Origin of the sequence: Pseudomonas sp. TH06, from assembly GCF_016651305.1 — a bacterium.
Lineage (GTDB): Bacteria > Pseudomonadota > Gammaproteobacteria > Pseudomonadales > Pseudomonadaceae > Aquipseudomonas.
Map to the genome: position 1 here is coordinate 2,489,616 of NZ_JAEKEC010000001.1, position 25,090 is coordinate 2,514,705.

Annotated in this window: 23 protein-coding genes and 4 tRNA genes; 11 read left to right on the forward strand and 16 right to left on the reverse strand. The window is 59.0% G+C overall.

Going from position 1 to position 25,090, the window contains the following annotated elements; translation table 11 throughout:
• Nucleotides 1–103: 103 nt before the first annotated feature.
• Nucleotides 104–1,120, reverse strand: coding sequence for an outer membrane protein assembly factor BamD (locus tag JFT86_RS11205; protein WP_201236754.1), 1,017 nt, complete (start codon nucleotides 1,118–1,120; stop codon nucleotides 104–106).
• A gap of 150 nt (nucleotides 1,121–1,270) precedes the next feature.
• Between JFT86_RS11205 and rluD the strand changes: the two genes are divergently transcribed.
• The 7 genes from rluD to JFT86_RS11240 all read left to right on the forward strand — a co-directional run bounded on the left by rluD (nucleotide 1,271) and on the right by JFT86_RS11240 (nucleotide 6,521).
• The gene (gene rluD / locus JFT86_RS11210) at nucleotides 1,271–2,233 is read left to right on the forward strand and encodes a 23S rRNA pseudouridine(1911/1915/1917) synthase RluD (RefSeq protein ID WP_201148851.1); all 963 of its coding nucleotides are present in this window, start codon (nucleotides 1,271–1,273) and stop codon (nucleotides 2,231–2,233) included.
• Complete coding sequence (gene pgeF, locus JFT86_RS11215; RefSeq protein WP_201236755.1) at nucleotides 2,230–2,979, forward strand: peptidoglycan editing factor PgeF; 750 nt, start codon at nucleotides 2,230–2,232, stop codon at nucleotides 2,977–2,979. The genes rluD and pgeF overlap by 4 nt, the downstream gene beginning before the upstream one ends.
• 263 nt (nucleotides 2,980–3,242) lie before the next feature.
• Nucleotides 3,243–5,807, forward strand: a complete 2,565-nt coding sequence (gene clpB / locus JFT86_RS11220; RefSeq protein WP_201236756.1) for an ATP-dependent chaperone ClpB — start codon at nucleotides 3,243–3,245, stop codon at nucleotides 5,805–5,807.
• 297 nt (nucleotides 5,808–6,104) lie between these two features.
• Nucleotides 6,105–6,180 (forward strand) — tRNA-Asn (locus JFT86_RS11225).
• 9 nt (nucleotides 6,181–6,189) lie between these two features.
• Nucleotides 6,190–6,266, forward strand: a tRNA-Pro gene (locus tag JFT86_RS11230).
• A 5-nt stretch (nucleotides 6,267–6,271) separates the two neighbouring features.
• Nucleotides 6,272–6,347 (forward strand) — tRNA-Lys (locus tag JFT86_RS11235).
• A gap of 97 nt (nucleotides 6,348–6,444) precedes the next feature.
• Nucleotides 6,445–6,521, forward strand: a tRNA-Pro gene (locus tag JFT86_RS11240).
• Nucleotides 6,522–6,639: 118 nt separating this feature from the next.
• On the opposite strand, the gene JFT86_RS11245 is transcribed toward JFT86_RS11240, so the two are convergent.
• The 5 genes from JFT86_RS11245 to JFT86_RS11265 form a co-directional block, all read right to left on the reverse strand.
• Nucleotides 6,640–7,047, reverse strand: coding sequence for an EF-hand domain-containing protein (locus JFT86_RS11245; RefSeq protein WP_201231372.1), 408 nt, complete (start codon nucleotides 7,045–7,047; stop codon nucleotides 6,640–6,642).
• Between the two features lie 280 nt (nucleotides 7,048–7,327).
• Complete coding sequence (locus JFT86_RS11250) at nucleotides 7,328–8,626, reverse strand: NAD(P)/FAD-dependent oxidoreductase (RefSeq protein ID WP_201236757.1); 1,299 nt, start codon at nucleotides 8,624–8,626, stop codon at nucleotides 7,328–7,330.
• A gap of 63 nt (nucleotides 8,627–8,689) precedes the next feature.
• On the reverse strand, nucleotides 8,690–8,863 hold the full coding sequence (locus tag JFT86_RS11255; RefSeq protein WP_003228304.1) for a DUF3094 family protein: 174 nt from the start codon (nucleotides 8,861–8,863) through the stop codon (nucleotides 8,690–8,692).
• Between the two features lie 51 nt (nucleotides 8,864–8,914).
• Complete coding sequence (locus JFT86_RS11260) at nucleotides 8,915–9,442, reverse strand: MOSC domain-containing protein (RefSeq protein ID WP_201236758.1); 528 nt, start codon at nucleotides 9,440–9,442, stop codon at nucleotides 8,915–8,917.
• On the reverse strand, nucleotides 9,439–10,065 hold the full coding sequence (locus JFT86_RS11265) for a DUF1780 domain-containing protein (protein ID WP_003228301.1): 627 nt from the start codon (nucleotides 10,063–10,065) through the stop codon (nucleotides 9,439–9,441). The genes JFT86_RS11260 and JFT86_RS11265 overlap by 4 nt, the downstream gene beginning before the upstream one ends.
• A 192-nt stretch (nucleotides 10,066–10,257) precedes the next feature.
• On the opposite strand from JFT86_RS11265, the gene JFT86_RS11270 reads away from it, so the two are divergent.
• The gene (locus JFT86_RS11270) at nucleotides 10,258–10,947 is read left to right on the forward strand and encodes an energy-coupling factor ABC transporter permease (protein WP_201236759.1); all 690 of its coding nucleotides are present in this window, start codon (nucleotides 10,258–10,260) and stop codon (nucleotides 10,945–10,947) included.
• A 65-nt stretch (nucleotides 10,948–11,012) separates the two neighbouring features.
• Nucleotides 11,013–11,228 carry a hypothetical protein gene (locus JFT86_RS11275; RefSeq protein ID WP_096820888.1) on the forward strand — a complete coding sequence of 72 codons (216 nt, stop codon included), beginning with the start codon at nucleotides 11,013–11,015 and terminating at the stop codon, nucleotides 11,226–11,228.
• Nucleotides 11,229–11,233: 5 nt separating this feature from the next.
• On the opposite strand, the gene yacG is transcribed toward JFT86_RS11275, so the two are convergent.
• Genes yacG through pilB form a run of 5 tightly spaced genes read right to left on the reverse strand, consistent with a single transcriptional unit; the run spans nucleotide 11,234 to nucleotide 15,845 of the window.
• On the reverse strand, nucleotides 11,234–11,434 hold the full coding sequence (yacG, locus tag JFT86_RS11280) for a DNA gyrase inhibitor YacG (RefSeq protein ID WP_201236760.1): 201 nt from the start codon (nucleotides 11,432–11,434) through the stop codon (nucleotides 11,234–11,236).
• Nucleotides 11,431–12,054: a dephospho-CoA kinase gene (gene coaE, locus JFT86_RS11285; protein WP_201236761.1), complete on the reverse strand. Its 624-nt coding sequence runs from the start codon at nucleotides 12,052–12,054 to the stop codon at nucleotides 11,431–11,433. Before coaE ends, yacG begins: the two co-directional genes overlap by 4 nt.
• Complete coding sequence (locus JFT86_RS11290; RefSeq protein WP_201236762.1) at nucleotides 12,051–12,923, reverse strand: A24 family peptidase; 873 nt, start codon at nucleotides 12,921–12,923, stop codon at nucleotides 12,051–12,053. The genes coaE and JFT86_RS11290 overlap by 4 nt, the downstream gene beginning before the upstream one ends.
• 1 nt (nucleotide 12,924) lies before the next feature.
• On the reverse strand, nucleotides 12,925–14,142 hold the full coding sequence (locus JFT86_RS11295) for a type II secretion system F family protein (RefSeq protein WP_201236763.1): 1,218 nt from the start codon (nucleotides 14,140–14,142) through the stop codon (nucleotides 12,925–12,927).
• 2 nt (nucleotides 14,143–14,144) lie between these two features.
• Nucleotides 14,145–15,845: a type IV-A pilus assembly ATPase PilB gene (gene pilB / locus JFT86_RS11300; RefSeq protein ID WP_201236764.1), complete on the reverse strand. Its 1,701-nt coding sequence runs from the start codon at nucleotides 15,843–15,845 to the stop codon at nucleotides 14,145–14,147.
• Nucleotides 15,846–16,071: 226 nt separating this feature from the next.
• On the opposite strand from pilB, the gene JFT86_RS11305 reads away from it, so the two are divergent.
• Both JFT86_RS11305 and JFT86_RS11310 read left to right on the forward strand, forming a co-directional pair.
• A complete protein-coding gene (locus JFT86_RS11305) occupies nucleotides 16,072–16,512 on the forward strand; it encodes a pilin (RefSeq protein WP_201236765.1) in 441 nt (146 codons plus the stop codon).
• Between the two features lie 300 nt (nucleotides 16,513–16,812).
• Nucleotides 16,813–17,169, forward strand: coding sequence for a BON domain-containing protein (locus JFT86_RS11310; RefSeq protein ID WP_103306538.1), 357 nt, complete (start codon nucleotides 16,813–16,815; stop codon nucleotides 17,167–17,169).
• A 232-nt stretch (nucleotides 17,170–17,401) separates the two neighbouring features.
• On the opposite strand, the gene JFT86_RS11315 is transcribed toward JFT86_RS11310, so the two are convergent.
• From JFT86_RS11315 to acs, 5 genes are all read right to left on the reverse strand, one after another.
• Nucleotides 17,402–17,698, reverse strand: coding sequence for a DUF2845 domain-containing protein (locus JFT86_RS11315; RefSeq protein WP_201236766.1), 297 nt, complete (start codon nucleotides 17,696–17,698; stop codon nucleotides 17,402–17,404).
• Nucleotides 17,698–20,649: a DUF748 domain-containing protein gene (locus tag JFT86_RS11320; protein ID WP_201236767.1), complete on the reverse strand. Its 2,952-nt coding sequence runs from the start codon at nucleotides 20,647–20,649 to the stop codon at nucleotides 17,698–17,700. The genes JFT86_RS11315 and JFT86_RS11320 overlap by 1 nt, the downstream gene beginning before the upstream one ends.
• A gap of 218 nt (nucleotides 20,650–20,867) precedes the next feature.
• Nucleotides 20,868–21,884 carry a class I SAM-dependent methyltransferase gene (locus JFT86_RS11325; protein WP_201236768.1) on the reverse strand — a complete coding sequence of 339 codons (1,017 nt, stop codon included), beginning with the start codon at nucleotides 21,882–21,884 and terminating at the stop codon, nucleotides 20,868–20,870.
• A gap of 148 nt (nucleotides 21,885–22,032) precedes the next feature.
• A complete protein-coding gene (locus JFT86_RS11330; RefSeq protein ID WP_201236769.1) occupies nucleotides 22,033–22,905 on the reverse strand; it encodes an oxygenase MpaB family protein in 873 nt (290 codons plus the stop codon).
• 50 nt (nucleotides 22,906–22,955) lie between these two features.
• The gene (gene acs / locus JFT86_RS11335; RefSeq protein WP_201236770.1) at nucleotides 22,956–24,893 is read right to left on the reverse strand and encodes an acetate--CoA ligase; all 1,938 of its coding nucleotides are present in this window, start codon (nucleotides 24,891–24,893) and stop codon (nucleotides 22,956–22,958) included.
• Between the last annotated feature and the right edge of the window lie 197 nt (nucleotides 24,894–25,090).

Below are 25,090 nucleotides of genomic sequence, written 5' to 3' on the forward strand. Positions count from 1 at the left end.
ATCCGGCAGTTTAGCCAAGGACCTGACCAGCGCACAGCGGATTAAAGCGCGGAAACGAAAAAGGGAGATCCGCAGATCTCCCTTTTCTGTGCATCCGGTTTGATCAGTCGAACACGCCGAAAGTCATGTAGCTGAACCACGAGCGATCGGTGTTGCTCGATTCCGGCTCCGGCTCTTCGATCACGTCGCCGTTCTCGTCTTTAGGCTTGAGCTCGTTCGGGATCGCATCTTTCGCGTCCTGGAACTGCTTCTGCACGTCCTGGTTGGCGCGGGTTTCGCCCGGCGGCAGCGGTGGACGCGATTCGATCAGACCCAAAGTCGCCTTGCTCAGGAACGAACGGTTGTCGGCTTCGGCAACCCGTGGCACGAACTGGCCGTCTTGCAGGCTCGGGTGGTTCGGGTAGTTGAGCTTCAGGGTTTCCAGGCTGGTGGCCGCCAGATCGTCCAGATGCAGACGCTGATAGGCTTCAGTCATCACCGCCAGGCCGTCGCCGACCGATGGGGTTTCCTGGAAGTTTTCCACCACGTAACGGCCACGGTTGGCGGCGGCGACGTATGCCTGACGGGTCAGGTAGTAGTCGGCTACGTGGATTTCGTAGGCGGCCAGCAGGTTGCGCAGGTAAATCATGCGCTGCTTGGCGTCCGGCGCGTAGCGGCTGTTCGGGTAGCGGCTGGTCAGCTGGGCGAACTCGTTGTACGAGTCACGCGCGGCGCCCGGGTCACGCTTGGTCATGTCCAGCGGCAGGAAGCGCGCCAGCAGGCCGACGTCCTGGTCGAAAGAAGTCAGACCTTTGAGGTAGTACGCGTAATCGACGTTCGGATGCTGTGGATGCAGACGAATGAAGCGCTCGGCAGCGGACTTTGCAGCTTCCGGCTCCGAGTTCTTGTAGTTGGCGTAAATCAGCTCCAGCTGCGCCTGATCGGCGTAGCGACCGAACGGATAACGCGACTCCAGAGCCTTCAGCTTGGCTGTGGCGCTGGTGTAGCTGTTGTTGTCCAGGTCAGTCTGAGCCTGCTGATACAGCTCGGCTTCGCTGAGGTTTTCGTCTACGACTTCCTTCGATGAGCAAGCAGCGGTCAATGCGAGGATGGCGATCAGCAGCAGGTGTTTCACTTGCATGGCGGCTTGCGTCCCTATGACGGCCGCTGTCTTGGGCGGGGCCGTCCTGTTATGATGAGCGCCCCGTTGAAAAGCCTCGGGGCAAAAGACGCCGTATTTAACCACAAGCGCGCAGCCGAAACCAAAAGCTGTGCCGACGCCAGTCAGAGCATGTCCGATAAAATTGAACTTCGCGCAGAGGTGCCGTCCGAATTGGGCGGCCAACGCCTCGATCAAGTCGCCGCCCAACTCTTCGCTGAGCACTCACGCTCGCGCCTTTCCGCCTGGATCAAAGAAGGTCGCCTGACTGTGGACGGGGCGGTCATCCGCCCTCGCGACATCGTGCACGGCGGTGCCATCCTTGAGCTGACTGCCGAGCAGGAAGCCCAGGGCGAGTGGATCGCCCAGGACATCGAGCTCGACATCGTCTATGAAGATGACGACATCCTGGTGATCAACAAGCCTGCGGGCCTGGTGGTTCACCCGGCTGCCGGTCACGCCGATGGCACCTTGCTCAACGCCTTGCTGCACCACGTGCCGGACATCATCAATGTCCCGCGCGCCGGTATCGTGCATCGTCTGGACAAGGACACCACCGGTCTGATGGTGGTGGCCAAGACCATTCAGGCGCAGACAAAGCTTGTTACTCAATTGCAGAGTCGCAGCGTCAGCCGCATCTATGAGTGCATCGTGATTGGTGTGGTCACCGCCGGCGGCAAGATCAACGCGCCGATCGGTCGCCACGGCCAACAGCGCCAGCGCATGGCGGTGATGGAAGGCGGCAAGCCTGCTGTCAGCCACTACCGCGTGCTGGAGCGCTTCCGTTCCCACACCCACGTTCGGGTGAAACTGGAAACCGGTCGTACTCACCAGATTCGCGTACACATGTCGCACATCAACTTCCCGTTGGTCGGCGACCCGGCGTACGGCGGTCGTTTCCGCATTCCGCCGGCGGCGAACCTGAACATGGTCGAAACCCTCAAGAACTTCCCGCGTCAGGCCCTGCACGCGCGCTTCCTTGAGCTGGATCATCCGACGACCGGTGTGCGCATGAGCTGGGAATCGCCGCTGCCAGAAGATTTCGTCTGGCTGCTGACCCTGCTCAAACAGGATCGCGAGGCATTCATCGGATGAACTGGCTGACGCCGGACTGGCCTGCGCCGGCCAGCGTCAAAGCCTGCGTCACCACCCGCGAGGGCGGTGTCAGCGAGGCGCCGTTCGACAGTCTTAATCTGGGCGATCATGTTGATGACCGCCCGCAGGACGTCGCCGAGAACCGTCGGCGTCTGACCGATCACTTCTCTATAAAGCCTGCCTGGCTGCAGCAAGTGCACGGCATTGCCGTGGCCCATGCTGATCCGGACGTGGCAGCAACCGCCGACGCCAGTTGGACCGCTACGCCCGGCATTGCCTGTGCGGCGATGACGGCCGATTGCTTGCCAGCGTTGTTCTGCGACCGTGCCGGCACTCGCGTTGCCGCTGCGCACGCCGGTTGGCGCGGTTTGGCAGCGGGTGTACTGGAAGCGACGCTCGACACGCTGGATGTTCCGGCGCAAGACGTGCTGGTGTGGCTCGGTCCGGCCATCGGCCCGCAAGCCTTTGAAGTCGGCCCGGAAGTACGGGAAGTCTTCATCAATCAATTGCCGGAAGCGGCCACAGCTTTCGTGCCGAGCCACAATGCCGGCAAGTTCATGGCTGACATCTATACGCTGGCGCGCCTGCGTCTGGCTGAACGTGGTGTCACCGCTGTTTATGGCGGCGGTTTCTGTACCGTGACCGATCCACGCTTCTTCTCCTATCGCCGTGCCTCGCGCACTGGTCGCTTCGCCTCCCTTATCTGGCTTGAGGCGCCCAGCCTCACAAATACGATTCCTTTTTGACGGCGTCTGTTTTTCGTCATGCTGCGTTGCCGCTTCTCGCCATAGCGGGCTATGACTCGTCGCGGCGCCTTGCCTGACGAAAACAGCCACTCGTCAAAAGAGGATCGTATTTGCGAAGCTGGGCGCCCGCTAGACTTGCCTGACCTGAATCAACCCTCTGACGCTTGAATCTTCCAGAATCGACCGCATCTATAGCGGTATCTGGCAGGTTTCTTTATTCAGGATGGTTTTTAGGTCCGGCCTGCTCAAAAGGAAGGTGACTTATGCGAATAGACCGTTTAACCAGCAAATTGCAGTTGGCCTTGTCCGACGCCCAGTCGTTGGCTGTCGGCCACGATCATCCGGCCATCGAGCCGGCGCACTTGATGCAAGCCATGCTTGAACAGCAGGGTGGTTCGATCAAACCTCTGCTGATGCAGGTGGGCTTCGACGTCAACAGCTTGCGAAAAGAGCTGACCAAAGAGCTCGACCAATTACCGAAAATCCAGAACCCGACCGGCGACGTCAACATGTCGCAGGACCTGGCGCGCCTGCTCAATCAGGCTGATCGTCTGGCTCAGCAGAAGGGTGACCAGTTCATTTCCAGCGAACTGGTATTGCTCGCCGCGATGGACGAGAACAGCAAGCTCGGCAAGTTGCTGCTCGGCCAGGGTGTGAGTAAAAAAGCCCTGGAAAATGCGATCAACAACCTGCGCGGTGGCGAAGCCGTAAACGACGCCAACCACGAAGAATCGCGGCAGGCACTGGATAAATACACCGTCGACCTGACCAAGCGTGCCGAAGACGGCAAGCTTGACCCGGTGATCGGCCGTGACGACGAGATCCGTCGCACCATTCAGGTTCTGCAACGCCGCACCAAAAACAACCCGGTGTTGATCGGTGAGCCTGGTGTGGGTAAAACCGCGATCGCCGAAGGTCTGGCCCAGCGCATCATCAACGGCGAAGTGCCGGACGGCCTTAAAGGCAAACGTCTGCTGTCGCTGGACATGGGCGCGTTGATTGCCGGAGCCAAGTATCGCGGTGAGTTTGAGGAACGCCTGAAATCGCTGCTCAACGAGCTGTCGAAGCAGGAAGGGCAGATCATTCTGTTCATCGACGAGCTGCACACCATGGTCGGCGCCGGCAAGGGCGAAGGTTCGATGGACGCCGGCAACATGCTCAAGCCTGCACTGGCTCGCGGCGAGTTGCACTGCGTCGGCGCGACCACGCTCAACGAGTATCGCCAATATATAGAGAAGGACGCGGCGCTCGAGCGACGCTTCCAGAAAGTGCTGGTGGATGAGCCGAGTGAAGAAGACACCATCGCGATCCTGCGTGGCCTCAAGGAGCGTTACGAGGTTCACCACAAGGTGGCGATCACTGACGGCGCGATTATCGCGGCAGCGAAGCTCAGCCATCGTTACATCACTGATCGGCAACTGCCGGACAAGGCCATCGACCTGATCGACGAGGCCGCCAGCCGTATCCGCATGGAGATCGACTCCAAGCCTGAAGTGCTTGATCGTCTGGAACGTCGCCTGATTCAGTTGAAAGTGGAATCCCAGGCACTGAAGAAAGAAAGCGACGAAGCGGCGATGAAACGCCTGGAAAAACTCCAGGAAGAAATCGCTCGCCTGGAGCGTGAATATTCGGATCTGGAAGAAGTCTGGAACTCGGAGAAAGCCGAGGTGCAGGGTTCTGCCCAGATTCAGCAGAAGATCGAACAGTCGCGTCAGGAACTGGAAGCTGCACGCCGCAAAGGCGACCTGAACCGCATGGCCGAGTTGCAGTACGGGGTGATCCCGGATCTGGAACGCAGCCTGCAAATGGTCGATCAGCATGGCAAAAGCGAAAACCAGTTGCTGCGCAGCAAGGTGACTGAGGAAGAAATCGCTGAAGTCGTGTCGAAGTGGACCGGCATCCCCGTGTCGAAAATGCTCGAAGGCGAGCGCGACAAGCTGATGAAGATGGAAAGCCTGTTGCACAAACGGGTGATCGGTCAGGAAGAGGCGGTGGTCGCTGTGGCCAACGCAGTACGGCGCTCCCGTGCCGGGTTGTCCGACCCGAATCGTCCTAGCGGCTCGTTCATGTTCCTCGGCCCGACCGGTGTCGGTAAAACCGAGCTGTGCAAGGCGCTGGCCGAATTCCTCTTTGATACAGAAGAGGCGATGGTGCGGATCGACATGTCCGAGTTCATGGAGAAACATTCCGTGGCTCGCTTGATCGGTGCGCCACCGGGATACGTCGGTTACGAGGAGGGCGGTTATCTGACCGAAGCGGTACGCCGCAAGCCTTACTCGGTGATCCTGCTGGACGAAGTCGAGAAGGCGCATCCGGATGTGTTCAACATCCTCTTGCAAGTGCTTGAGGACGGTCGTCTGACTGACAGCCATGGCCGTACGGTGGACTTCCGCAATACCGTGATCGTCATGACCTCGAACCTCGGTTCGGTGCAGATCCAGGAGTTGGTCGGTGATCGTGAGGCTCAGCGCGCGGCAGTAATGGACGCGCTGACTTCGCACTTCCGCCCGGAATTCATCAACCGGGTCGACGAAGTGGTGATCTTCGAGCCGCTGGCACGGGATCAGATCGCGGGCATTACCGAGATCCAGTTGGGCCGTCTGCGCACGCGTCTGGCCGAGCGTGAGCTGAAGCTGGAGCTGAGTCCGGAAGCCATGGACAAGCTGATTGCCGTCGGTTACGACCCGGTCTATGGCGCGCGTCCTCTGAAACGGGCGATTCAGCGCTGGATCGAAAACCCGCTGGCGCAATTGATCCTTTCGGGTCATTTCATGCCCGGCGATACCGCTACTGGCAATGTCGAGAACGACGAAATCGTTTTCAACTAAGTCCAAACGTCAATGAAAATTGGCAGGCCCCACATTGTGGGGCCTTTTTTTTCGTTAGGCTGTTGAACTCAAAGGAAAAGGCTTGTAAAGTGCGCCCCGCAGTCAGTCGCCAAGACGGTCTCAGCTCACTGAGTTGAAATCTGAAATAAGTTGCAAATCATTAACTTGAAAGCAATTTAGGGGGTTGACAGAGGTGATCTAGGTTGTAGAATAGCGCGCCTCAGACACACGAACGCAGCGATGCGAACGAGAGTCTAAAAGCTGTAAGTTTCACCGTTGTAAATTGAAATATGTAGTTCCGTGATAGCTCAGTCGGTAGAGCAAATGACTGTTAATCATTGGGTCCCAGGTTCGAGTCCTGGTCACGGAGCCAATTTCAAGCCGGGGTATAGCGCAGTCCGGTAGCGCGCCTGCTTTGGGAGCAGGATGTCAGGAGTTCGAATCCCCTTACCCCGACCATTTTTGGGTCGTTAGCTCAGTTGGTAGAGCAGTTGGCTTTTAACCAATTGGTCGTAGGTTCGAATCCCACACGACCCACCATTTTTGAAACCAGTTAACGCTGGGATCGAATCTTAAGATCAGAGGCCAAAAGCGCTGATCGAAGAAGGCGATCTTTGAAAGGTCGCCTTTTTTTTACCGGGGTATAGCGCAGTCCGGTAGCGCGCCTGCTTTGGGAGCAGGATGTCAGGAGTTCGAATCCCCTTACCCCGACCATATTAAAAATCCTCGTATCGAAAGATACGGGGATTTTTTTTGCCTCAAATTCATGAACAGGCAGACACGAAAAAGCCGCGCTTTCCGAAAAAGAGCGCGGCTTGGTTTTTTCCGGCAATCAGGCGCCGTCTTGATCCTTCAAGTGCTCGAACAGGCCTTTAGGCATTTTCTTGCCATTGGCTTCGAAATTGGCCTTCACGTTGTTGTAGGCCTCTTGCTCGTCGATGAAGCCGTCATGGTTGGTGTCGATCTTGTCGAAGTCGGACTTTGGCGCGACCTTGAGGAATTCCGCGCGGGATACCTTGCCGTCGCCGTCGGTATCAGTCTTCGCCATCGACGCATCGCCACACTTACCTTCACCGCATTTGCCTTCCGGCGCTTTCACCGAGGTTTCTGCCGAGGCCGCCATGTAGCCCTGAGCCAGCGGCTGTGCAGCGAATACCGAGCCGGACAACATCAGGCCGCCAGCCAGTGCAGCGCCGAGCAGGCCGATGGATTTTTTACCGAGAGTCGAAGTGCGGGACATTTACATTCTCCTGGGCTGCGCAACGCAACCACACGTTAAGGACGAGAGCCTGAGCAGGTGTTGCTCGGGTGTGGCCATTAAGCGGTGGCGGTGTATCGCGTCTGTGTCGCGGAGCGGGGGAGTTTGTAAGCGAAGGTGGGATATAGAGGGCGCAGATACACTACGAGACAGAATCGCAAAGCAAATGTAGGAGTGAGCCTGCTCGCGATAGCGGTGTGTCAGACGACATCTTTGTCATTTGACACACCGCTGTCGCGAGCAGGCTCACTCCTACAGTTTTTTAGTGCAGTTTCAGGCGCGGCTCGGTGCCCCGGCCAATCTTGCTGCCCAGCATCAGCATCGCCGTGCGGAACGGCCCGTACAGCGCCATCTGGTGCATGCGGTACAGCGACACGTAAAACATCCGCGCCAGCCAGCCCTCAAGCATTACGCTGCCGGTCAGGTTGCCCATCAAGTTACCCACAGCGGAAAAACGCGACAGCGAAATCAGCGAACCGTAGTCGGTGTACTTGTACTCCGGCAGGGTCTTGCCTTCGATGCGCAGCTTCAGCGATTTGGCCAGCAACGAAGCCTGCTGGTGCGCCGCTTGCGCCCGTGGCGGTACGTTGCGGTCGGTTCCCGGTTGCGGGCAGGCCGCGCAGTCACCGAAAGCGAAGATGTTCTCGTCGCGGGTGGTTTGCAGAGTCGGCAGCACCTGCAGTTGGTTGATGCGATTGGTTTCCAGGCCGTCGATGTCCTTGAGGAAACCCGGTGCGCGAATACCGGCCGCCCAGACCTTGAGGCTGGCCTTGATCTCGTTGCCGTCGGCGGTGATCAGGCTATCGGCCGTCACTTCACTGACCGATGCATTGGTCATCACATTGACCCCGAGTTTCTCCAGTGTCTTGTGCACCGGCCCGCCGATGCGCTCCGGCAGGGCTGGCAGCACCCGTGGGCCGGCTTCGATCAGGGTGATGTGCATGTTTTCCGGTTTGATCCGGTCCAGGCCATAAGCGGCCAACTCATGCGCAGCGTTGTGCAGTTCTGCCGCCAGTTCAACACCGGTGGCGCCGGCGCCGACGATGGCCACGCTGATCTGCTCGACCACATTGGTCTGCCCGGCATGCGCCCGCAGGTAGTGGTTGAGTAGTTGCTGGTGGAAGCGCTCAGCCTGTTTGCGCGTGTCGAGGAACAGGCAATGTTGCGCCGCGCCCAGAGTACCGAAATCGTTGGTGGTGCTGCCGACCGCGATCACCAGCGAGTCGTACTGCACTTCACGCGCCGGCACCAGCTCTACGCCGTTTTCATCGTAAGTAGCGGCCAGCTGGATTTTCTTCTGCGCGCGATCGAGCCCGCTCATGCGCCCCAGCTGGAACTCGAAGTGGTTCCATTTGGCCTGGGCGACATAGTTGAGTTCGTCTTCGGAAGAGTTCAGCGATCCGGCGGCCACTTCGTGCAACAGCGGTTTCCAGATGTGCGTCAGGTTCGCGTCGACCAGCATCACGCTGGCCGTGCCACGTTTGCCCAGAGTCTTACCCAGACGGGTAGCCAACTCCAGACCGCCGGCGCCGCCGCCGACAATAACAATACGATGGGACATGGGGATAACTCGCAAGGTTTTTAAAGGAAATCGTTGCAGTTATCCGAGCGAGCGCGAGGCAGCTCATAGCGTCAGGTAACTGATTAATCGGCTCAACAGGCCCAGACCAATGGTCACTGCCAGCACCAGCACCAGGAGCATCCACGGCCGGAATGGCCGGCGCTCGACACGGTGTTGGGACAGTTGCAGGTACTCTTCGACATGCTTTTGGTCTTCGGGGTTCAGGCGGCTGGTCATATTGGCCTCGTCAGGTAGACGTTGCTGGATGTGCAGAAGCTACAGCGGTTTTCAACCGGGGTTGAACGCAGCATAGCCGCTGTCCGGAACAGGCTCGACGGACACGCCATCATCGAGGCGAATGATCCCGCTTTGTAACACTCGCGCAGTAATTCCGCCATGCCCGCGCACCGCTTGAAAGGTGCCGGGGCCGAGGTTGTTCTGCAAGCGTGCGCAGGGCTGACACCAGCCAGTGGTCTCGAATATTGCCTGACCGATGCGAAAGCGCCGACCCTTTAGGCTAAACAAATTGATACCGCTGATAACGAGGTTGCGCCGCAGATCTTCAGGCTTGATCGGTTGATCGGCGGGACGCCCCATCAATGCGCTGATTACCGCCAGGTGCTCCCACTGGATCAACGTCACCTGCCGCGCATTGCGCACACCGGGACGCGCGTGATCACCCGTCAGCCCTGCCTCCAGGCGGGCTTCCACGGCATCGAGTTCGATCATCGGCCCACGGGATTCGGGGCGCACGCCAATCCAGCGCACCGTGCCGGTTTGCGGGACATCGGCGATCAATTGCTGAAGTGGTGTCACAGGCTGATTCCGACATCGAAGACGATGCTGCGGCCAAGGTTGCTGCGCAGGAAATCCGGGGCGTCGGGATGGGCGAACAGCACGCGGGCGAAGGTCGGGCCGACGAGTGACAGCGATCGCCAACCCTGACGCAAATATTCGGTGGGCGGCGGGAAGTGACTGTTCAGGTCGAGTACCTCACGCTTGAGGCTGGCGAAGGCAATGATGTCCAGTTCGCCAAGATCCATCCCGCGTTCCTTATAGTTGTGCGCTTTTTTGCGCAGGGTCGGCGCCAGTCGCAGCAGAAATTCGTTGGCCGGGATCCGGCGCGGCTTGGCTTCACGGCGCACCAGTTGGCTGAGGGAAAACGCACTGCGCCGCCGCTGCAATTCATCGCGCCATTCGTCGTTGAGGCGTCGGCCTTCATCCAGGACGAAGAACACCTCGAAATTGGCATCGCGAAACAGCACGTCCGGCGGCTCGCCGGCGGGCGCGAATTCGTCGGCGCGGTAGGGAATGTTCAGGCCTTGCAGCAGGCGCTGGCAGACCCAACGCTCACGCTCCCATTTGCGGGCATTGGACAGGAACGCGTTGGCCTGCTCGGCCGCGATGGTCAGCAGGCGTAAATAATCTGAGTCATCCATAGGCCCAAGCTTAGCGTTCAAATGCGACAAGCAGATAGCTTTGCATCGAGCGGTGTAGACTTTTCAGCACAGGAATCGCGCCCATGCAGAAGCTGTCGAAGGCTGCGATCTTTTGATCCTGTTTATTAAAGATCAAAATATCGCAGCCTTCGGCAGCTCCTACAGGGTATTCGAAGGAGAGGTGAGGGAGTCATGATCGGTGCAGAACTGCTGTCGTCTACAAGCCTGACGCTCGGTTGGCTGATTTACCTGCCGGTGCTGCTTTGGGCGATCGTGCGGGCGCCGTGGGTCGAGTTGTTCAGTGACAGTCGTCGCCAGCACCTGTTGTTCGGTACGGTTTTCGCGTTGTTTCTGTTGTGGCTGGTGCGCAGGGATTTCGATACCGGCGTTTCGTATCACTTCATCGGCATGACTGCCGTGACGCTGCTGCTCGACTGGCCGCTGGCGATTGTCGGCGGACTGGTGGCGCAAGTCGGTTTGTTGCTGCTCGGGCGCCAGGATCTCGCGGCGCTCGGGGTCAACGGCACATTGTTTATCCTGCTGCCGGTGCTGATCACCGAGTGTGTGGCGATTCTCGTCGAGCGCGCGCAGCCGCGGAATCCGTTCGTATACATCTTCTGTTCCGGTTTTTTTGCGGCCGCGCTGTCAGCCCTGTTGTGCTTGATCCTGAGCCTGACACTGCTGTGGTATGACGGTCTTTTTGCCATGCCGGAGTGGCTGGAAGATTTCATCGGGTATCTGTGGTTGCTGCTTTTTCCCGAGGCGTTCATCAACGGTATGGTGATCAGCGCACTGGTGGTGTTCTGCCCGGAATGGCTGGAGACCTTCAACCGCACGCGCTACCTTTCGGCGCCGTGGAACGACGACGATCCGAAGTCTTGATCCACATCAAACCCGCCACGCGCGGGAAATTTCATGCTCGCGCAAATCCTTTCAGGAGCAGCGGCATGAGTGTTTACGAGTGGGCGAGGCAGGAAACCCGGCAGAGTCTGGAGATGGCGCAGGAAGTGGGGTTCGATCCGGGCTTGAGCCTGCGCGCCTTGCTCAGTGCGGTGGTGCAGCAGAGCAAGGCCGTGCGCAACGCCGAGGACCTGGCCGACGAGTTGCGCTTTCTTGCGGAAAACCTCGACGACAATCAGGACTACGGCTTTATGCGGCCCTGACCGGATCAGTGACGCGGGTCGAAATCGCCGGAAAAAATTTCGTCCTCGGCATCCGGAGCGACTGGAATCTTGTGCTCTTCCGACGCCCAGGCGCCGAGGTCGATCAGTTTGCAGCGATCGGAGCAGAACGGGCGAAAAGTGCTTTCGGCGTTCCATTCAACGGGCGCGCCGCAGGTTGGGCATTCAACGATTGGGGTCTGGCTCATGATTGGCCTCCACTTAAAGTCAGGTAAAAGTCATGCAGGCGCTCGACCTCGCTGTTCAGCCAGGCGAGGTCGCGGTCGTTGACCACCACGTCGTCGGCACGGCTCACACGGTCTTCACGGCTCGACTGGGCCGCGAGGATCGCCTGAACCTGCTGTTCGCTGGTCTGGTCACGCTGCAAGGTGCGTTCGATCTGCAGTTGTTGCGGGGCGTCGATCACCAGGATTCGCTGGGTCATCGCGTATTGCCCGGATTCGATCAACAGCGGTGAAACCAGAATCGCGTAAGGCGATTGTGCCTGCGCCAGATGATCAGCGATTTCCTTGGCGATCAGCGGATGCAGCAGGGCTTCGAGCCAACGGCGTTCTTCCGGGACCTCAAAGATCAGCTTGCGCAGGGCGGCGCGATCCAGTGTGCCGTCAGCCTGCAACACGCCAGCACCAAAGTGCTCGGCAATCTTCGCCAGCGCCGGGCGCCCCGGCTCGACCACCCAGCGCGCCGCGTGATCGGCGTCGACCACATGGATGCCAAGGTCGATGAAGTGCTGGGCCGCAGCGCTTTTGCCGCTGCCGATGCCGCCGGTCAGACCGAGAATCCAGGGTTTTTCCACAGGGGTATTCATTTCAAACCGACAAACTGCCAATAGAAGTCGGTTATTTGACCACCCCAGAGCAAGGCAATCCAGCCGGCAATTGCCAGATAGGGGCCGAAGGGGATCGGCGTCGAGGTTTTTTGCTCACGCACGCGTAGCAGAGTCACCCCGATGACCGCCCCCACCAACGATGACAGCAGGATCGTCAGCGGCAGAATCTGCCAGCCTCCCCAGGCGCCGAGTAGCGCCAGCAGCTTGAAATCACCGTGACCGATGCCGTCCTTGCCGGTCAGCAACTTGAACAGCCAGAACACCGACCACAGCGCCAGATAACCGGCCACCGCGCCCCACAAGGCATCGTGTAACGGCACGAACAGCCCGAAACTGTTGACGATCAGCCCCAGCCACAACAAAGGCAGCACCAGCACATCGGGCAGCAGTTGATGCTCGGTGTCGATCATGCTCATCGCCAACAAGCCCCAGGTGAGAAAAATCAACAGACAGGCCGGCCAGCCAAATCCGAAATGCCAGGCGATGAATGCCGAGAGCAGTCCGCAGGCCAGTTCGGTCAGTGGATAGCGTTTGCTGATGGGAGTGGTACAGGCCGAGCAGCGTCCACGCAGCCACAGATAACTGAGCAGCGGGATGTTCTCCCAGGCACGGATTCGATGCGCGCAATGCGGGCACTCGGAGTGGGGCAGCATCAGGTTATAGGTGGGCAGCGGCGTTTCGCTGGGCAGGCCGAGCACGTCCTGGGCCTGCTGGCGCCAATCGCGCTCAAGCATTTTCGGCAGGCGCCAGATCAGTACATTGAGAAAACTGCCGACCACCAGGCCGAGCAACAAGGCTGTGCAGACAAAAGCCAGCGGATAGAGGGCAAACAGTTCGTCGATAGGCATGTCAGATCGCTGAGCCGAGTTGGAAAATCGGCAGGTACATGGCGACTACCAGACCACCGACGATCACCCCCAAAACCACCATGATGAACGGCTCCATGAGGCTGGTGAGGTTGTCGACCATGTTATCCACTTCGTCCTCGTAAAACCCTGCAACCTTGTCGAGCATTTCGTCCAGCGCGCCAGACTCTTCGCCGATTGCGGTCATTTGCACGGCCATATTGGGAAACACGCCGGTGGTGCGCATCGAAAAATTCAACTGCATGCCGGTGGACACATCCTGGCGGATGCGCAATATCGCGCGTTTGAAAACCACGTTGCCGGCGGCGCCGGCCACCGAGTCGAGGGCTTCCACCAGCGGCACGCCAGCAGCAAAAGTCGTCGACAGGGTCCGGGCAAATCGGGCCACGGCGGACTTGTACATCAGCGTGCCTACCAACGGCAGTTTCAGCAGCCAGGTGTCTTTGCGGTCGCGCAAGGCCTGAGACTTTTTCAGGGCATGGCGGGTGCCGAAAATCGCCGCCGCCAATACACCGAGAATCGCCCACCACCATTGCTGCATGAATTCCGAAAGGCTGATGACCATCAGTGTGAACGCCGGCAGTTCGGCGCCGAAGCCGGAAAATACCGACTGGAACTGCGGCACCACTTTCACCAGCAAAATCCCGGTCACCACCGCCGCGACCAGCACGACAGCGCTAGGGTAGGTCATGGCTTTCTTGATCTTGGCCTTGAGCGCTTCGCTTTTTTCCTTATAGGTCGCGACCCGCTCCAGCAACGTATCGAGGGCACCGGACTGTTCGCCGGCATCCACCAGGTTGCAATACAACTCGTCGAAGTATTGCGGCTTCTTGCGCAGGGCGTTGGCGAAACTGTTGCCAGCGGCGACTTCCTGTTTCACCTCATCGACCAGTTTGCGCATCGCCGGGTTTTCGAAACCTTCGCCAATGATGTCGAAGGACTGCAACAAGGGTACGCCGGCCTTCATCATGGTCGCCATCTGCCGCGTGAACAGGGCGATGTCCTGAGCCTTGATGCGTTTGCCAAAGCTCAGTATCGAGGCGGATTTCTTGCGCACCTTGCCCGGGTTGATCCCCTGCTTGCGCAGTTGCGCCTTGATCAGCGCCGGGTTCAGCCCGCTCAGCTCACCGGTCAGTTTGCTGCCTTTCTTGTCCGTGCCTTCCCAGGCGTAAATACTGGTTTTCGCTGCCTTGACCGCCATGTTCAGTCCTTGGTGACCCGGTTGATTTCTTCCAGGCTGGTGATGCCTTGCATGGCCTTGTGCAGGCCCGAAGTGCGCAGGTCATCGAAGCCGTCGCGGCGCATCTGGATGTCGATTTCCAGCGAGTTGCCTTCGGCCATGATCAGTCGTTGCAGTTCAGCTGTGTTCTTCACCACTTCATAAATCCCCACGCGCCCCTTGTAGCCGCCATTGCAGTGATCGCAACCGACCGGTTCGTAGATCGTGAAACTGCCGATGCGTTCCTCGGGGAAACCTTCCTTGATCAGGGTTTCGCGGGGAATCTCGATGGCTTTCTTGCAGTGGCTGCACAGCTTGCGCGCCAGCCGCTGGGCGATGATCAGGCTGACCGAGGTGGCGATATTGAAGCCGGGGATGCCCATGTTGTGCAGACGGGTCAGGGTTTCCGCCGCGCTGTTGGTGTGCAGGGTCGAAAGCACGAGGTGACCGGTTTGCGCAGCCTTGATGGCGATCTCGGCGGTTTCGAGGTCACGGATCTCGCCGACCATGATCACGTCCGGGTCTTGCCGTAGAAACGAGCGCAGAGCCTGAGCGAAATCCAGACCCTGCCTGGGATTGACGTTGACCTGGTTGATACCTTCCATGTTGATCTCCACGGGGTCTTCGGCGGTGGAGATGTTGATGTCGACGGTATTGAGAATGTTAAGCCCGGTGTACAGCGACACGGTCTTGCCCGAGCCAGTGGGGCCAGTGACCAGAATCATGCCTTGTGGCTGTTTGAGTGCGGCCATGTACAGGTCTTTCTGCGCCGGCTCGTAGCCGAGCGCGTCGATGCCGATCTGTGCGCTGGACGGGTCGAGAATCCGGATCACCACTTTTTCGCCCCACAGGGTCGGCAGCGTATTGACCCGGAAGTCGATCGACTTGCTCTTCGACAGGCGCATCTTGATCCGCCCGTCCTGGGGTTTGCGCCGTTCCGAGATGTCGAGGCTTGCCATCACCTTCAAGCGCGCAGCGATGCGCCCGGCCAGTTGAATCGGCGGCTTGGCCACTTCGCGCAGAATGCCGTCGGTGCGCACGCGCACCCGATAGTTCTTTTCATAAGGCTCAAAGTGCAGGTCGGAAGAACCGCTCTTGATCGCGTCCAGCAGCATCTTGTGAACGAAGCGCACCACCGGCGCATCGTCGGCGTCGAGTCCGCCGATGGCGTCCTGCTTGTTGTCGTCGATGGATTCGACATCCACGCCATCGAGGTCGACGTCGGCCATGTCTTCGAGGCCGCTGGCGTGGGTGTCGAAGAACTTTTCGATGGCATCGGTGAGTTTGTCGTCCTCGACCAGAATGGCTTCGGTGCTCAGCCCGGTACTGAACTGGATGTCATTGATCGCCTGATGATTGCTCGGGTCGGAAATCCCCACGAACAGTTTGTTGCCGCGTCGCCACAAGGGCAGGGCGTGATGCTGGCGAACCAGTTTTTCACTGACCAGGCCCTTGGGCTGGGTTTCCTTGTCCAGGCAATTAAGATCCATGAAGGCCATGCCGAAGTGCTCCGAAGCGATCTCGGCCACCTGCCAGCTCTTCACCAGTTTGTTCTGCACCAGATAACTTACCAGCGACAGGCGATTGCGCTGGGCCTGTTGCCAGGCCTGCTGGGCGCTTTTTTCCGTAAGCAGTTCGGCCTGCACCAATTGCTTGGCCAGACCGCTCAGAGCGATGTCATTCATGGGGATTCCGCACGCTTGCAGTTCATGACTTATAGCCTAGTCAAGTGACAGCGCCAAACACCCTCGGTGCAGGTGACAAAAAGTGTCAGATAGTGCGGTTGCAGGTTGTAGGAAATGGCGTCGAACGCGCGTTGTGCCCAATGGGCGGGGGTTGAAAGACATTGGCATGGCCTATGCTGCGTCCCATTCAGATCATGAGATTTCGACTCATGCATGGAGCGTGTCTATGAAAAAACAACAAGGTTTTACTCTGATCGAGCTGCTGATCGTGGTGGCGATCATCGGGATTCTGGCGACCATCGCCTTGCCGCAGTATTCCAAATATCAGGCGCGATCCAAGGTAACGGCTGGATTGGCAGAGATCAGCGCGCTGAAAGTGCCCTTTGAAGACACCATTAATCAAGGTACCGATCCAACGCTGACACTGGTTGCCGGTAGCGCTACCGCGACTACTTCCAACTGCACACTGGCGGCTTCGGGCACGGCTTCGACCGGTGCCGGTTCGATTACCTGCACGCTGGTTGCCGCTCCAGGGCCGGTATTGGGTAAAACGATCACGCTCACCCGTACCGGTGCTGCAACAGGCAGTACGTCGGGCGTTTGGAGCTGTGCTACGACCGTTAACGCGGACTACTCGCCAAAGGGCTGTACTGCCAGCGGTACGTAATGTCAGGTCTTGTCTGAGCAATAAATGCCCCGCAATGCGGGGCATTTTTCATTGTCTGACGCTTCACAAAAGCTTCAATAATTTCAGCGCCTTAGGAACTTTCCGAAAAACCGCAACTTGCATGTGAATTTTGCACATGTCATGCAATTTGCATGAATCCGGAAATTTGCATTATTTATAAGGTATTGATTTATAAGGATTTTATGTGTTTTAAAAAGTTGGCACAGCGTTCGCAATATATCCAGTAACCCTGCTGACAAGACATCCAGCAGACTTTCCAGAAAAACAGGAGTTACTCGTATGAAGAAGTTCGCTATCACTGCCGCTGCTGCTACCGCGCTGACCCTGACCATGGCTTCCGGTGCGTTTGCACAATCCACCCAGGCTACCCAGGCTCCAATGACTCTGGCCGCCGGCGAAGTCACCAAGGCTAAAGAAGCTACTTCCGATACCTGGATCACTACCAAAGTCAAAAGCGACCTGGTAACCGAAAAAGGCATCCCAGGCACCGACATTAAAGTAGAAACCAATAAAGGTGTCGTTTCCCTGTCTTCGACTGTTGCTGTGACTGACGCTCAGAAAGCCACCGCTGTAGCGATCACCAAGAAAATCAAAGGCGTCAAAGCGGTCTCCGCTGACGGCCTGAAAGCCGAGTAAGGCATGACTTCTCGCCTGGACCGGGAGAAGGCGCGACAGACGGGCCAAGCAATACGTCTGCCGCAACTTTAGAGTTCATGCGAACGGTCACACGGAAGTGACCATTACAGGCCCCGCCATTCGTGTCGGGGCCTGTTTTATTGTGTGGAAGCAAAAGATCGCAGCCTGCGGCAGCTGCTACATGGGATACGATCCCTGTAGGATCTGCCGCAGGCTGCGATCTTTTGATCTTTCAGTTGCCGCGTTTGCTGGTGATCTTATGCAGGCGGTTACCTTCAAAGCGCAGGTACTGATACATGCCGTTGCTCGGGCCGTAGGTCCATTCCTCGACCTGAAACTCTTCGCGGCGATTGGCGCTGCGCTTGTAACCCAGAGCATCGCGGCTCACCGGTTCACCGCACTTCTGCAGTACCTCGCTGGAGCGGTCGCCGAGGCTGACCAACTGGCTGCCGCAGCGCAGGGTATCGGACGCTGAGGCCTGCCCGGCAACGAGCGTCAATGACATCACCAGCAGCCATTTTCGCTTCATCATTCGGCATCCAGATGCATTTGCGTCACCACTCGTCCATCGCTTTCGGCTTCGCCAAGGTTGGCGTCGATGAAGTACACGCGGTCATCCGCCAACTGACCCTTGTCCACCAGATAATCCTTGATGCTGCTGGCGCGGTCCTGGCCCAACTGCCGCAGCAATACATCGCTGGAACTCCAGAACTGGATAACGCCTTCGCGCATTTTCGCCGTGCGCTCTTCCTTGCCCAGATCCTTCCATTCCGCCGGTGGCTGGGTTTTCAGGCGAGTCCGGTAGATGCCTTCGAGCAGCGGACCTTTTTCGCCGTCCGGCACCTGCAGCAAGGAGGCCTGGGCGGGAACCTTGTCGCCGCGACGCTGGAGCATCTTGTAGTAGTTGTACTGGTATTCACGTTCCAGACGCTGTTCGGCGAGTAATGGGCCGTCGCTGCTTTTCGCGGCAGTGCCTTCGATTTCCAGACGCAGGGCCGGACGCTCCTTGAGTGCCTGTGACAGTTTCACCAGTGCAGCCTCGGCGTCCTTGTTCAATTCGCTGGAACCCGGCGCAAACGACACAGTGCCGAGATCCTCGGAACCGCCACCGCTGACCAGTCCGCCGATCAATTTGAACGGCGCTGCCGCGGCTTTGACGATCAGGTTGCGCAGGGTTTGCCAGACAATCGGCATCACGCTGAATTGCGGGTTGTTCAGGTCGCCGGTTACCGGCAGTTCGATGGAGATCTTGCCATCGACGTCCTTGAGCAAGGCAATCGCCAGTTTCAGCGGCAGGCTCACGGCATCCGGGCTGTCGACCTTTTCACCGAGTTGCAGTTGCTCGACCACAACCTTGTTCTCGGCTTTCAACTGGCCCTTGGTGATCAGGTAATGCAGGTCGAGGTTGAGCCGGCCCTTGCGGATGCGGTAACCGGCGAACTTGCCGGAGTAGGGCGTCAGTGTGGTCAGCTCGACTCGCTTGAAGCTGGTGGCGATGTCGAGGCTGGCCATCGGATCGAATGGATTGACCGCGCCTTTGATGGTTACCGGCGCATAGCGGTCGACCTTGCCTTTGACGTCGACACTCGCGGGTTTCGCCTGACGGCTGTCGATGGTGCCGATCTGCCCGTTCAATTGCTGAACGGCGGTGGCGAAGTTCGGCGTCAGGCTGAAGTCGGCAAAGTTGGCCGAGCCGTCGTTGATGGCGATAGCGCCGATGTGAATGCCCAGCGGTTTGTCTTTGCTGGCCGGTTTGGCAGCGGCGGGTTTTGCTCCGCTGTCAGCTGGTTGCGGGATCAGCAGATCGTCGATATTGTTGGTGCGGTCATCGTTGATCATGAAGCGCACGTACGGCTGGAACAGGTTGACCTTGTCGATCGACAAGCTGTCGCCGTGCTGATAGTTGAGGCCTTCCACAACCACTTGCTGCCACTTGAGGAAGTCACGGGTCTTCAGGGTGTCGAGAGTGTGTAACTGATCGACCTGAGCGCGGCCGGTCACACTGAGCGCAAGCGGATCGGTGCTCTTGAGGTTGACCTTGAGATCGCTGCCGAGCATGCCGCTACGCAGTTCGAGGCGAATGAACGGATTGATGTAGGACTGCGCGACACGCAGATCGATGTCCTGGGTTTTCACGTTGAGTTGGGCGGTGACCGGTGCGAGATTGACTACGCCGTCGGCCATGAGCTTGCCTTGTTTGCCCACACCGGTGTCGAGCTTGAGCTTGAAGGGCGAGCCATTCAGGCTGTCAAAATCCTGCAAATCGAGGTTCAGCGGCGTGATATCGATAGCGACTTCCGGCTTCGCAGAGCGGTCGGCCAGGTGCACTTTGTAGTCACGCAGTTGCACATCCTTGAGCAACACCTGCCAAGGCTTGCTCGGGGCGCTTGGCTCAGGTTTCGGCGAGTCGGCGGCGGCCGGTGTGGTTGCGGGTTCTGCGGCGGCTTTGGCGGCAGGTTTCGACGGCTGGCTGGCGAACAGTTTCTGCCAATCCAGTTGACCATCGGCTTCGAGGGCAGCCCAGGTTTCCAGTTTGTTGCTGCGGATCTTGCCGACCACCACTTGCTGTTTGGCCAGATCGACGCTGGTTTCGCTGACGTCGAGGCGTTCGAGTTTCGCCAGTGGGCGTCCATCCGGCGCCTTGATGGCGAAGGGCGCGATGCTCACTGCGACGTTGTTCAGCAGCAGTTCGGTTTCTTTCGACAGATTGAGTTTGTACTCGGTGCTGAGGCTGATGACTCCGTCTTCGAGTACCAGCGGCACCGAATCGCGCACGTATGGCCAGAATGCTTTCATCTTGCCGTCGGTGACTTTCAGGGTGCCTTCAGAGGTGAACGGGATCAGGCTGAAATTACCGCTCCAGTCGATTCGCCCACCGGCCGGTCCGATGGCGACCAGGGTCATGTCGGCGCTGTCTTCGGGCAAGGTGCTGAGGTTTTTCAGTTCGAAGCTGAGGTCGTCGTAGAGAAACTCGATGGGCTCGCTCGGGCGCACGTCCTGAAAGTGCACGACGCCACTGGCCAGTTTGATGTTATCGATGCGCAGCGGAAATGGTTTGGCGTTGGGATCAGCCGGTGTCGGCTCACTGGCCGGCACATTGAACAGGCCCAGCAGGTTGAGCTTGCCGTCTTTGGCGAAGAGGATTTCGGTTTTCGGCTTGTCCAGCTGGATGTCGGCCAGGTGCAGCGCTTTTGTCCACAGGCTGTCGAGTTGCAGGTTGGCGTACAGGCGTTCGAAACCGATCTGCTCCTTGCCCGGCTCGCCGATGACCAGGCCCCACAAGGTGACTTCAAGGCTGAACGGATTGAGTTCGATGCGCTGCAAATGCGCAGGCACCGTGGCGTAGTTGGCCAGTTGCTGGTTGGCGATGCGCAGGGCGATACCCGGCAAAATCAGAAACCCCAGCAGGCTATAAAGGGCCAGAGCAGTCAACAAGGCGCCAATCGCGCGAATCAATCCTTTGGGCATGTGCGGCTTCATCTGTCTGAATCGGAGTGCCTTGGAGTATGGCACGCGATTCTGGTTCCGAAGTGATCGGCATAGGACAGGATTGTTCAGATTCCTTTCTGAAAGTGCAAAACACTGTGGGAGCTGGCTTGCCAGCGATGAGGGCATTTCATTCGACATGGATGTCGTTTGATCCACCGCAATCGCTGGCAAGCCAGCTCCCACAGGTTGTTCGCCGTGCCACAGGTTGGTCAGAGCTGGAGGATGAGGGTTTTCAGTGGGGGCTGTTGATCCATTGACGGGAAGTCCGCACCCGGGGTCATCACGCTCCACTCGCGCACCGGGCGGCCGGCCTTTTCGGCGCAGCGCAATACCTGTTCGCGCCAGTCGTCCATGCTGACTTTCGCCAGATTGTTGCAGCAGATCAGCACGCCGTTGTCGGCGGTGGTCAGCAGGGCCGGTTTGAGCAGGCTCTGATAATCGCGCAGCAGGTCGACGGTGCCGAATGCACTTTTGGCCCAGGCCGGTGGGTCGAGCAAGACCAGATCGTATTGGCGCTGTTCGAGGCGCTGATAGCTCGGCAGTTTCTGCCCGCGGCGCTGACTGATCGGCAGACCGGCGAGCTGGCGGATCGCCGGGAAGTAATCGGACTGGATGAATTGCATCTCTGGCAATTGCGGGTTGAGCTGACCGTTTTCACGACCGACCGCCAGATTGCCTTCGGCAAAGTCCAGGTTGCACACCTCACGTGCGCCACCGGCTGCCGCACTGAGGCCAACGCCACAGGTGTAGGCGAACAGGTTGAGGACGGATTTGCCTTTGGCGTGATCCTTGACCCAGCCGCGAGTGTTGCGCAGGTCGAGGAACAGCAGTGGATCCTGCCCGGCATGGCGCCCGCGTACGCGGTAGTTCAGCCCCCATTCGTGACCGACCAGATCGGCCAGCGCGGCGTCGTCGGCGCGGTAGACCGTGTCTTCACGGTCAATACGCGAGTTGCCCCGGGAGCGATCGTTGTAGACCAGCAGCGTTTCGAGATTCAGGGCCTGGTTGACGAGGGTATGCAGTTGCAGCAGTTCGTCACGTTCCAGCGTCTGGTGAAAGCTTTGCACCAGCAGTTGTGGGCCATAGCGGTCGATGGTCAGTCCGCCGGCGCCTTCCTGACTGCCGTGGAACAGGCGATAGCAGTCGGTGCCCTGGCGGTGCAGCTCGGCAAGCAAGTCCTGGCGTTGATCGAGGGCGGCGCGCAGCGCCTGATTCAAGGAAGACATGCGGGCGCCTTGCTGGTGAGAATTGGGGCGCGGGAGTTTAGCAGCTTGGCGGGCAATCGAGTGGCTACCATCGCGAGCAGGCTCACTCCTACAGGAGATTCGTATGCAACCTATATCCCTTGTAGGAGTGAGCCTGCTCGCGATGCTTTTAGATGATCAGGCCCATCCTGCGCTTCGCCCGTTGCACCGAACCATTGCGCATCGCCCAACGCAGCATCGGCGCGCTGCGTTTGACGCTGGCGCGAATCAACTGGCGTTGCAGCGAACCCTGCCGCACATCGAGCATGTCGCTGGCCCAATCCGGCAGCAGGTCGATGCCGGCCTTCATCATCAGATCGCCAAACGGCCGCGCCAGAGCGCTCGGTGCCGGCGCATCGAGCAACAGGCGCAGAACTTCCCGACTGCGTTCATCACACAGTAACTGCGGGCGCATGCGTTGCAGATAATCGCTCACGGCCTGCCGCGATTTCGGCACATCCCGGGCGCCCAGGCGCTCGGCGATCACGGCGATTTCGGCGTAATAACGATCCTGATCCGCCCCTGACAATTGCGGGTTGCGATAACGCAAATGTGCGGCAAGGAAGTTGCTGACTTCCGCCACATGCACCCACGTCAGCAGATGCGGATCACTGGCCGCGTAAGGCCGGCCATCCGGCGCAGTGCCGACCACTTGCAGGTGAATGGTGCGAACCTTCTCGATCAGCCAGTCGGCGTCGCGACGGGAGCCGAACGTGGTGCCGGAAACAAACTGACTGGTACGCCGCAAGCGCCCGAGCATGTCCTGACGAAAGTTCGAATGATCCCAAACCCCGGCCAACGCCAGCGGATGCAGGGCTTGCAGCAACAGCGCGCTGATGCCGCCGATCAGCATGCTGCTGAAATCACCGTGCACCTGCCAACTGATCGAGTCAGGGCCGAACAGGCCGGGATCGCCCTTGGGGCTTTCCAGGTCGAGCTGGCCGAGGGACAGGCCGGTCAGGCTCATGAGCTGGTTTTCGATACGGCTGCGGATAAATTCCATGGCACTCATTAATGAGGGGAGGGCGCGGCTGATTGACCGCGCCCGGGATGTTACTGATTAAGGCGCTTGTCGATCAGGCCCTGGACCACGCTCGGGTCGGCCAGGGTCGAGGTGTCGCCGAGGCTGTCGAGTTCGTTGCAGGCGATCTTGCGCAGGATACGCCGCATGATCTTGCCTGAGCGGGTTTTCGGCAAGGCCGGTGCCCACTGGATCAGGTCCGGTTTGGCGAAGCTGCCGATTTCCTTGCTGACGTGAGCCAGCAGTTCTTTCTTCAACTCATCGTTCGGCTCGGCGCCGTTCATAGGGGTGACAAAGGCGTAGATGCCCTGGCCTTTGACGTCGTGTGGATAACCGACCACCGCGGCTTCGGCGATGCTGTCGTGCAGCACCAGCGCACTTTCCACCTCGGCAGTGCCGATGCGATGCCCGGAAACGTTGATCACATCGTCGATGCGCCCGGTGATCCAGTAGTCGCCGTCCTCGTCGCGTCGCGCGCCGTCACCGGTGAAGTAGTAGCCGGGATAGGGTTTGAAATAGGTGTCGACCATCCGCTGCGGATCGCCGTACACACTGCGAATCTGTGCCGGCCAGCTGGACTTGATCGCCAGCACGCCGCTGCCGGCACCTTTGATTTCCTTGCCCTGTTCGTCAAGCAGCACAGGCTGCACGCCGAACATCGGCTGCGTGGCGCAACCCGGTTTGATCCGTTGTGCGCTCACCAGCGGGCTGAGCATGATGCCGCCAGTTTCGGTCTGCCACCAGGTATCGACGATGGGGCAGCGCTGTTCGCCGACCACGTTGAAATACCATTCCCACGCTTCCGGGTTGATCGGCTCACCGACGCTGCCGAGTAATCTCAGGCTGGCACGCGACGTTTCCTTCAACGGTTCGGCACCTTCGCGCATCAATGCGCGAAGGGCGGTCGGTGCGGTGTAGAAAATGTTGACCTTATGCTTATCGATCACCTGCCAGAATCGTGAGCTGCTCGGGTAGCTCGGCACGCCCTCGAACATCAGCGTGGTCGCGCCATTGGCCAGCGGACCATAGACGATGTAGCTGTGACCGGTGACCCAGCCGACGTCGGCGGTGCACCAGAACACTTCGCCGTCGCGATAGTCGAGTACGTATTTGAAGGTCATCGCTGCTTGCAGAAGGTAGCCGCCGGTGGTGTGCAAAACGCCTTTGGGATTGCCGGTGCTGCCGGAGGTGTAGAGGATGAACAGCGGGTCTTCGGCGTCCATCGGCTCCGGCGGGCAATCATCGCTGGCGTCGTGCACGGCCTGGTGATACCAGAGGTCGCGGCCTTCGACCCAGTCGACCTTGCCCTGAGTGCGCTCGACCACGACGACGGTGCTGACGTCAGGGCAACTTTGCAGGGCTTTGTCCACATTGCTTTTCAGCGGCACGAACTTGCCGCCGCGCACGCCCTCGTCGGCGGTGATCACGGTGCGGCAGTCGGCATCGAGGATACGGTCACGCAGCGAATCCGGGGAGAAACCACCGAACACCACCGAATGAATCGCGCCGATCCGCGCGCAGGCGAGCATGGCGTAGGCGGCTTCGGGGATCATCGGCATGTAGATGCACACCCGGTCGCCTTTTTTAACGCCACGGCTTTTCAGCACGTTGGCCAGTCGGCAGACATGGTGGTGGAGTTTCTTGTAAGTGATTTGCGCCGATTCAGCCGGGTCATCACCCTCCCAGAGCAGGGCAGTCTGATCGCCGCGTTGTTCGAGGTGACGGTCGATGCAGTTGTAACTGACGTTGAGCTTGCCGCCAGCGAACCAGGCCGCTTCACCGGTTCTCAGGTCGTAGTGCTGAACGGTCCGCCACGGCGTGCTCCAGTCGAGGAACCGCGTGGCCTGTTCGGCCCAGAAAGTGCTGGGGTGTTCAATGGATTCGCGGTACAGGCGCTGATAGTCTTCCTGACTCAACTGAGCAGCCCGGCGGACGGCATCGGCTTTGGGGAACGTGCTGATATCGAACATGACGGTTCCTTATTCTTGTTGTGCGAAGAATAAAGATGCGCCGAGCGGTGAAAGGGTTCAAGCCAGATCAGAAATCGGATGGCTGAACCTGACGGTGTATGCATTCAAAAACAACTGTAGGAGCGAGCCTGCTCGCGATAGCGGTGTGTCATTCAACATCAATGCTGACTGACACACCGCTATCGCGAGCAGGCTCA

What these genes read in the sequence shown, in the direction of transcription:
- JFT86_RS11205 (WP_201236754.1), bottom strand. Translation starts at nt 1,120, where the DNA reads ATGCAAGTGAAACACCTGCTGCTGATCGCCATCCTCGCATTGACCGCT.
- rluD (WP_201148851.1), top strand. Translation starts at nt 1,271, where the DNA reads ATGTCCGATAAAATTGAACTTCGCGCAGAGGTGCCGTCCGAATTGGGC.
- pgeF (WP_201236755.1), top strand. Translation starts at nt 2,230, where the DNA reads ATGAACTGGCTGACGCCGGACTGGCCTGCGCCGGCCAGCGTCAAAGCC.
- clpB (WP_201236756.1), top strand. Translation starts at nt 3,243, where the DNA reads ATGCGAATAGACCGTTTAACCAGCAAATTGCAGTTGGCCTTGTCCGAC.
- JFT86_RS11245 (WP_201231372.1), bottom strand. Translation starts at nt 7,047, where the DNA reads ATGTCCCGCACTTCGACTCTCGGTAAAAAATCCATCGGCCTGCTCGGC.
- JFT86_RS11250 (WP_201236757.1), bottom strand. Translation starts at nt 8,626, where the DNA reads ATGTCCCATCGTATTGTTATTGTCGGCGGCGGCGCCGGCGGTCTGGAG.
- JFT86_RS11255 (WP_003228304.1), bottom strand. Translation starts at nt 8,863, where the DNA reads ATGACCAGCCGCCTGAACCCCGAAGACCAAAAGCATGTCGAAGAGTAC.
- JFT86_RS11265 (WP_003228301.1), bottom strand. Translation starts at nt 10,065, where the DNA reads ATGGATGACTCAGATTATTTACGCCTGCTGACCATCGCGGCCGAGCAG.
- JFT86_RS11270 (WP_201236759.1), top strand. Translation starts at nt 10,258, where the DNA reads ATGATCGGTGCAGAACTGCTGTCGTCTACAAGCCTGACGCTCGGTTGG.
- JFT86_RS11275 (WP_096820888.1), top strand. Translation starts at nt 11,013, where the DNA reads ATGAGTGTTTACGAGTGGGCGAGGCAGGAAACCCGGCAGAGTCTGGAG.
- yacG (WP_201236760.1), bottom strand. Translation starts at nt 11,434, where the DNA reads ATGAGCCAGACCCCAATCGTTGAATGCCCAACCTGCGGCGCGCCCGTT.
- coaE (WP_201236761.1), bottom strand. Translation starts at nt 12,054, where the DNA reads ATGAATACCCCTGTGGAAAAACCCTGGATTCTCGGTCTGACCGGCGGC.
- JFT86_RS11290 (WP_201236762.1), bottom strand. Translation starts at nt 12,923, where the DNA reads ATGCCTATCGACGAACTGTTTGCCCTCTATCCGCTGGCTTTTGTCTGC.
- JFT86_RS11295 (WP_201236763.1), bottom strand. Translation starts at nt 14,142, where the DNA reads ATGGCGGTCAAGGCAGCGAAAACCAGTATTTACGCCTGGGAAGGCACG.
- pilB (WP_201236764.1), bottom strand. Translation starts at nt 15,845, where the DNA reads ATGAATGACATCGCTCTGAGCGGTCTGGCCAAGCAATTGGTGCAGGCC.
- JFT86_RS11305 (WP_201236765.1), top strand. Translation starts at nt 16,072, where the DNA reads ATGAAAAAACAACAAGGTTTTACTCTGATCGAGCTGCTGATCGTGGTG.
- JFT86_RS11310 (WP_103306538.1), top strand. Translation starts at nt 16,813, where the DNA reads ATGAAGAAGTTCGCTATCACTGCCGCTGCTGCTACCGCGCTGACCCTG.
- JFT86_RS11315 (WP_201236766.1), bottom strand. Translation starts at nt 17,698, where the DNA reads ATGAAGCGAAAATGGCTGCTGGTGATGTCATTGACGCTCGTTGCCGGG.
- JFT86_RS11320 (WP_201236767.1), bottom strand. Translation starts at nt 20,649, where the DNA reads ATGAAGCCGCACATGCCCAAAGGATTGATTCGCGCGATTGGCGCCTTG.
- JFT86_RS11325 (WP_201236768.1), bottom strand. Translation starts at nt 21,884, where the DNA reads ATGTCTTCCTTGAATCAGGCGCTGCGCGCCGCCCTCGATCAACGCCAG.
- JFT86_RS11330 (WP_201236769.1), bottom strand. Translation starts at nt 22,905, where the DNA reads ATGGAATTTATCCGCAGCCGTATCGAAAACCAGCTCATGAGCCTGACC.
- acs (WP_201236770.1), bottom strand. Translation starts at nt 24,893, where the DNA reads ATGTTCGATATCAGCACGTTCCCCAAAGCCGATGCCGTCCGCCGGGCT.